This is a genomic window from Occallatibacter sp., from assembly GCF_049802275.1.
In the GTDB taxonomy this organism is placed as follows: domain Bacteria; phylum Acidobacteriota; class Terriglobia; order Terriglobales; family Acidobacteriaceae; genus Telmatobacter.
Window position 1 is genome coordinate 1 of sequence record NZ_JBARMD010000502.1, and the last position, 6,715, is coordinate 6,715.

General features: G+C 58.9%; 7 protein-coding genes. 5 read left to right on the plus strand and 2 right to left on the minus strand.

What is annotated here, in order from left to right; genetic code table 11:
• Together WA354_RS17485 and hypF are read right to left on the minus strand one after the other, a co-directional pair.
• Window positions 1-359 (minus strand): hypothetical protein (locus tag WA354_RS17485; protein ID WP_472814305.1); only part of this gene is annotated, 359 nt, incomplete at its 3' end.
• The gene (hypF, locus tag WA354_RS17490; RefSeq protein WP_472814306.1) at window positions 356-2,770 is read right to left on the minus strand and encodes a carbamoyltransferase HypF; all 2,415 of its coding nucleotides are present in this window, start codon (window positions 2,768-2,770) and stop codon (window positions 356-358) included. The genes hypF and WA354_RS17485, both read right to left, overlap by 4 nt.
• Before the next feature lie 239 nt (window positions 2,771-3,009).
• On the opposite strand from hypF, the gene WA354_RS17495 reads away from it, so the two are divergent.
• From WA354_RS17495 to WA354_RS17515, 5 genes are all read left to right on the plus strand, one after another.
• Window positions 3,010-3,702 (plus strand): lipid-binding SYLF domain-containing protein, encoded by a 693-nt coding sequence (locus tag WA354_RS17495; protein ID WP_472814307.1) that lies wholly within the window; start codon window positions 3,010-3,012, stop codon window positions 3,700-3,702.
• A gap of 143 nt (window positions 3,703-3,845) precedes the next feature.
• Entirely contained in the window at window positions 3,846-4,577 is a 732-nt protein-coding gene (locus tag WA354_RS17500) for a hypothetical protein (RefSeq protein ID WP_472814308.1), read from the plus strand.
• A gap of 111 nt (window positions 4,578-4,688) precedes the next feature.
• On the plus strand, window positions 4,689-5,456 hold the full coding sequence (locus WA354_RS17505; protein WP_472814309.1) for a hypothetical protein: 768 nt from the start codon (window positions 4,689-4,691) through the stop codon (window positions 5,454-5,456).
• A 187-nt stretch (window positions 5,457-5,643) separates the two neighbouring features.
• Window positions 5,644-6,141, plus strand: coding sequence for an NAD(P)H-dependent oxidoreductase subunit E (locus WA354_RS17510; protein WP_472814310.1), 498 nt, complete (start codon window positions 5,644-5,646; stop codon window positions 6,139-6,141).
• A partial coding sequence (locus tag WA354_RS17515; protein WP_472814311.1) for a (2Fe-2S) ferredoxin domain-containing protein occupies window positions 6,138-6,715 on the plus strand: 578 nt, incomplete at its 3' end. The genes WA354_RS17510 and WA354_RS17515, both read left to right, overlap by 4 nt.

Below are 6,715 nucleotides of genomic sequence, written 5' to 3' on the forward strand. Positions count from 1 at the left end.
GCGAGAATAACCACCGCGAAAAATGCGAGCACGATGTTGGTGCTCAATGTCTGAAATACGGTCGCGATAAGGCTGTCGCAGTAACCCAGCTCAGAACAAGTGCGCCAGTTGAGCGCAGAGTAGGCGCCAAGATACGTGAGAGCCATCAACGAAAGCAGCACGGCGGCGCGCCGCGGCGGTCGTACCAGCAGGAATACCGGAAAACAGAGAACTGGAAGGCCACAATAAAGAAGGCTGAGCAGCGTGTCCTGGCGCAAATCAATGCCAAAGGAATGGCGGATTCCAGAAATTGTAACGCCCGCACTAAGGACGCCACCCAGAGCCAAGAGGATCGTCCAGATAATTCCGCGAATCGTCATTCGTTCAATCCTCGGATATGTTCAGCGGTAGCTTCACTGTACAGGATTGCCGCGGCCACTGCCGCCTGTCCGTAGCTGAGGCCGCCGTCGCCGGGGCTGATCCGGGCCTGCTGGAAAACTTCAAGTCCCTGGGCCTCGAGACCGGAGCGCAGAAGGCTCGCCAGTCTGCGATTTTGCATGCAGCCGCCGGAAAGCACAATCTGCCGGATCCCGGTGGCGGAGTGTGCTCTCGATGCAGCCTGGATAAGAGCGCCGGCAATTGCGGCATGGAAGCGTGCGGCGATCTCGGGTCGGGTTACACCTTCCACAAGGTCAGCGACGATTGCACGCCAGAGCGGAGCGACGCTAATTGTCGATGCCTCGCGCTGGCTCCAGTCTCCGTCGAGCAACTCGATTTGGTCATGCCCCGGAGGGCAAAGCTCGTCAGGGATGTCGACGGCGCAGCCTTCCAATTCAATAGCAGCCTGGGCCTCGTAATCCACCTTGCGACGATTGAGGATCACTGCGGCGGCAGCATCAAAGAGGCGGCCGAGACTTGATGTCATTGGCGCGTTGATTTGTCGCTCGATCATGCGCGCCATCACGCGTGACTCCTGTTCGGTGGCACCCACGAGTTCTCTTGCTTGCTCCACGGGAAACCCGGCCGCGATCAGGTGCCCAAATGCCATGCGCCAGGGTTCGCGAATGGCTGCTTCTCCGCCGGGCATTGGGACATAGTCGAGGTGGGCAAAGCGTTCGAAGCTTGCGGGATCAGGGCCAGCGAGGCGGCAGATCAGCACTTCCCCGCCCCAGATGCGGCCGTCGGTGCCGTAGCCGGTGCCGTCAAGTGAAAGGCCAATGACCGGGCCAGAAAGAGCATGTTCGGCCATGCAGGCGGCTATGTGGGCGTGATGATGCTGCACGGCGATCAGCCGCAGTCCGCGATCGCCGGCCCACTGCTTCGCCCAACCGGTAGACAGATAGCCGGGATGCAGGTCATGAACGACCGTTTGCGGCTCGATCTCAAATGTATGCATCAAGTGATGCAGACACTCTTCGAAGAACTGCAGACTCGTGGCGTTTTCAAGATCGCCGATGTGCTGACTCTGGTAGGCGAATTTACCGCGTGCGAGCGCAAGGACATTTTTGAGGTGACCCCCAACAGCGAGCAGCGGTGGGGCTTCGATCGGCAGCGGGACGGCAAGGGGGACAAATCCGCGAGCGCGGCGGATGATTTGCGGCTTACTGTCGACGAGCGCTGCGACGGAATCATCGCAACGCTGGAGAATTTCGCGATCGTGCATCAGAAAAGCATCGGCGATGGAGGCGAGGCGGGTGCGGGCTTCGCTGTTGTCAATGGCTATCGGCTCTTCACTCAGATTGGCGGAGGTCATCACCAGTGCCTTTACGCGTGGATCGGCGAAGAGCAGGTGTTGAAGCGGTGCGTAGGGCAGAAAGATTCCTAGCCACGGGATGCCGGGCGCGACCGAGGGAGCGATGCAGTTGTGCTTGCGCGCATGGGCAAGAACGATAGGGCGAGCGGGGGTCTGCAGCAGAGTTTCTTCTTCCGGAGCCAAGTCGCACAGGGTGCGCGCTGCTGCGAGATCGCGCACCATGATCGCGAGGGGTTTGCCATAGCGATGTTTGCGCTGTCGCAGGCGCGTGACGGCTTCTTCGCTGGTGGCATCCACACTGAGGTGGAAACCGCCGATGCCTTTGATGGCCATGATTTCGCCACGAAGAAGGCACTCGATCGTCTCCGACACCGGGTCGGAACTTTCGATGGCAGCACCGTCGGCTGTTTCCAGCCACACACGCGGGCCGCATCGCCAGCAGGCGTTGGGCTGAGCGTGGAAGCGACGATTAAGAGGGTCGTCGTATTCTGCCTGGCACGCGGGACACATGGGGAATTTTGCCATCGAGGTTTGCGGGCGGTCGTAGGGGATGCGGCGCGTAATGGTATAGCGCGGTCCGCAGTTGGTACAGTTCAGGAAGGGGTACCGGTAGCGGCGGTCTGCTGGATCGAGCAGTTCACGCAGGCAGTCGGCGCAGGTGGCCGCGTCGGCGGGGATGCCGGTGCTGACGCGACCCAGCACCTCGCTGGCAACGATGCTGAATCCGGTCTGGCCGGTGGGCGCAAGATCGCTGGTGACGACTGAGTCGATGCGGGCCAGCGGCGGAGTATCTGAGGTCAGGCGGGCCAGAAAGGCCTGAATGCGCGGTGTGGGACCTTCGAGCTCGATCGTTACGCCATCCGTATCGTTGCCGATGAAGCCGGACAGATTCTCTTCGCTTGCGAGGCGGTAAACAAAAGGACGAAACCCCACCCCCTGTACAACCCCGTTTACTCGAATACCCTTCCGCTCAACCCCTGGATCAGATTCCGGCAGTGATGATGCAGAGAAGGTCAAAAGGTTGCGCCTCGGAATCAAGCATAGCCCAAGCGCAAATCAAAGCCCTACAGAAACTTCGGGCGAATCAAGGCCGGGAATTCGCAACGCAGGGCAACCAAAAGTTTTGCAGCTTGCTCAAATCCCAGTAGCGGATGGGTGGAGTGAACGCCGGTCCGCTTCTTTGCGCAGCGCAAAGAATAACTCAAGATAGTTTCTATCCCAACATCCCAAGGGCCACTTGAAATGCGCCCCGCAGGTAAATGCGAAAGGTGAATGATATGAAGAAACTTATGCTGACACTCGCTATTGCGAGCCTCGCTACCGTGAGCTGGGCATCGGACCAGGATAAACAGGATACGACGGATCGGCTGGATAAGGCCGCTGCGGTATTGCACGAAGTGATGGGAGCTCCCGACAAAGGAATTCCCGAAGAAGTGATGAACCACGCAAAGTGCGTAGCCGTCGTACCCCATATGATCAAGGGTGGATTTGTATTTGGCGCTCAAGGCGGTCGCGGTGTCGCCACCTGCCGCACGGAACACGGCTGGAGCGCTCCTGCATTCTTCGCCATCACGGGTGGAAGCTGGGGGCTGCAGATCGGCGTCGAAGGCGTGGACCTTGTGATGATTTTCCAGACCGACGAGGGCATGAAGCACCTGCTTGCGAGCAAATTCCAGCTCGGCGCCGATGCCTCGGCTGCGGCTGGACCGGTGGGCCGTCACGCGTCGGCTGACACCGACTGGAAGATGAACACGGAGATCCTGACTTACTCGCGCGCCAAGGGCGTGTTCGCAGGCTTGACGTTGACGGGGGCGGATGTTCGACCGGACGAGGACTCCATGAAGACGGTTTACGGGCCGGATGTCACGTTCCGCTCGGTTCTGACCGGAACTGTTCCGGCGCCGCCGCAGGCACATGCATTTTTGTCCGCAGTCCGCGGTGCCCGCATTCAGTCGGCCTCCTCCCGTTAGAGATTAAGCGTGTTGCGAAGGACTGCGAGCATTCGGAATCCCTTCCGGATGCTCGTGGTGTTTAGAGCGATGACTAAATTTTCCTGGAAACACAATGGGCCATACCTCGCCAGCGCTTCGGCCCCGCGTGAAAGAATTGAATCATGATGGAACGGTGGCGACATCCGCTCGCCAGATACATACTGGTCTCTCTCGCTCTTATTTTCATGGATTCAGGTTATGGCGTTGCCCAGCAGCCGCCGGATATTGCGACTATTGTTCACGGCGTGGATGCATCCGTAAAGAATCGCATCGATCGACTGGGTAGCTACACGGTCAACGAACACTACGCCTTGTTTCGCGGCAAGGATGAAACGCACCCGACTGCGGAGATGCTGGTGAAGACTACCTACCGCAAGCAGACTGGCAAAAGCTACGACATCGTCTCCGAAAGCGGCTCGTCCTTCTGGCGCAACGAGGTGCTGGCTACTTTACTGGACAACGAAAAGCGCATGAGTTTGCCTGGCAACGTTGAGACAGCGCTGATCAACAGTTCCAATTACGACTTGAAACTGGATTCGAACGCACGTGAGCGCCTGAATGGTCGCGACTGCCTGGTACTGGACATTACACCCAGGCGAACGAGCCAGTTTCTCTTTAACGGGAAGCTGTGGGTGGACGCCCAGGACTACGCGATTGTTCAGTTGAAAGGAACGGCATCGAAAAGTGCCTTCTTTCTGGCGAGTGCGGCGCAGGTTAGCCGACAGTATGGCGAAATAAGCGGACTGCCGATGGCCACGCACGCCGAGGCTGTTTCAGGCAGCACATTGTTGGGTCAGACGGTGGTGAAGATCGATTACACAAATTACCAACTTGACTTGATTCCAGCGAGCTAATCGCGTTTCCATGCCACATGGGACGGGAGTGGCCGGGCAGGCTGGTGCCGCCCAACCCCGGTGACGAATGAACGCGCCAGCCGTACCGTAACTGCACTATACTGAGCACCTGTGACACCGATCTGGAGCGACTGGAAACTGATGGCCGCCCTCGGCTCCTGCCTTGTGCTGGGGCTCAAACACGGCTTTGACTACGATCATCTGGCCGCTATATCGGATATCACAGCTATACAGAAAACCTGGCGCAGCGGGCTGCGGCTTGGGATGACTTATGCGCTGGGTCATGCCTTCACAGTGGTGGCGCTTGGCGTCGCAGTGCTGCAGATGCACCTGGGATTGCCGGAAGGTCTGGATCACTGGACAGAGCGACTGATCGGCTTGACGCTTATCGTGCTGGGCATCGGGGTGGTAGCCGGCATCCTGCGCAAGGACGCACATGGACATCGGCACGGCCGCATTGAAAGCCGACTGGCCATCGCCATCAATGGCGTGCTGTGGATGGCTTGGCGCGTGCGGCGCATCTGGAACCCGGCGGTACCTAAACCGGAGCGATTTCAGTGGATGTACAACGGGAAGTCGGTCTTTATAATCGGCATGTTGCATGGAGTGGGTGCCGAGACGCCGAGCCAGCTTGCGTTGTTCTTCCTGACAGCAAATCTCGGCGGCACCTCCCGGGGCATGCTCGGACTGGGCGCGTTTGCGGTTGGACTTGTCGCCATGAATGCGCTGATGACGGCTTCATTGGGCGGCGCCTTCAACGCAGGCGGGCATCATCCGCGCTTCTACTCCGTGATTGCATGGACGGGTGCGGTGTACAGCTGCGCCATCGGATTGATCTTCCTCTTCGGCATTTCGGATCGCCTGCCCTCCCTGGGATGATCGCGAATTCCCTCTCAATTTCCTGATTCGGGACTGCTTTCTCCAGTCGTGTTTCGGCTTGTGGAACGAGCTCAGACCGGCGTGACCGTGGTCACGGTCAGTCGTATATGTACGAGAGTAAAAAAGAGCCAGACAGAGAGCGGAGCGTTAAACGTAAGTACTTCGCTATCAATGTCTGGAGGGATTTGTGCCCGCATTCACACCACCGCCGCTTCCGAGCGACGACAAACGCTGGAAGATCGTGAACGGCACCATGCGCAAGAATGGGTTTGCCCGCCACGCGCTGATCGAAACACTGCACACCGTTCAATCCGCATTCGGATATCTGGACGATGATGCGATCACTTTCGTCGCAAAGTCGTTGCGTGTGCCGCTGAGCCAGGCCTATGGGGTGGTCACTTTCTACCACTACTTCAGTCTGAAGCCGCCCGGCAAACACACCATGACAATCTGCACGGGAACGGCGTGCTACATCAAGGGCACTGACAAGCTGGTGGCCGCTGCTGAGAAACGCCTGGGCATTCCGCAAGGTCAGACAACCAAAGACGGCAAGATAAGCCTGATGACCGCTCGCTGCGTCGGCGCATGCGGACGCGCCCCGGTGGTCTTGACGGACGGCGAACTGCAGGGACAGATGAGTGGCGACAACATGCTCGATCAGCTGGAAAGGTGGGCGGTCGAATGACACTCGAAGAGCTCGATCAGATCGCAGAATCCGTTCGCGTTGAAAATGCGAAGTTCGACCACGAAGTGAATGTCTGCATGGGCACGGGTTGCCTCAGCCAGCACTCGGACAAGCTGAAAGATGCTTTGAGCAGCGCAGTGGAGGCATCGCGCAAGAGAGTCCTGGTGCGCCGCACCGGTTGCATGGGCCTCTGCGCCGCCGGTCCGCTGGTTCTCGTGGACCCCGAAGAGACACTCTACCAGCATGTCAAGGCCGAGAATGCAGAAGCTGTGGTTGGCAGTCTTGGCGGTGCGCCGATTCCGGAGTTGCAGTGCGACCTGCGCGATCACTTTGACCAGCAGGTACACGTGGTGCTGGAAAACTCCGGGCAGATTGATCCGGAAAAGATCGACGACTACATTGCTCGGGACGGCTACCGGGCATTGATGACAGCTGTGACCGATATGACACCCAACGGCGTCATCCACCAGATCACCGCAAGCGGACTCCGCGGACGGGGCGGCGGCGGGTATCCAACCGGCTTGAAATGGGGCACCGTTGCCAAGGCATCCGGCGACATGAAGTACGTGATCTG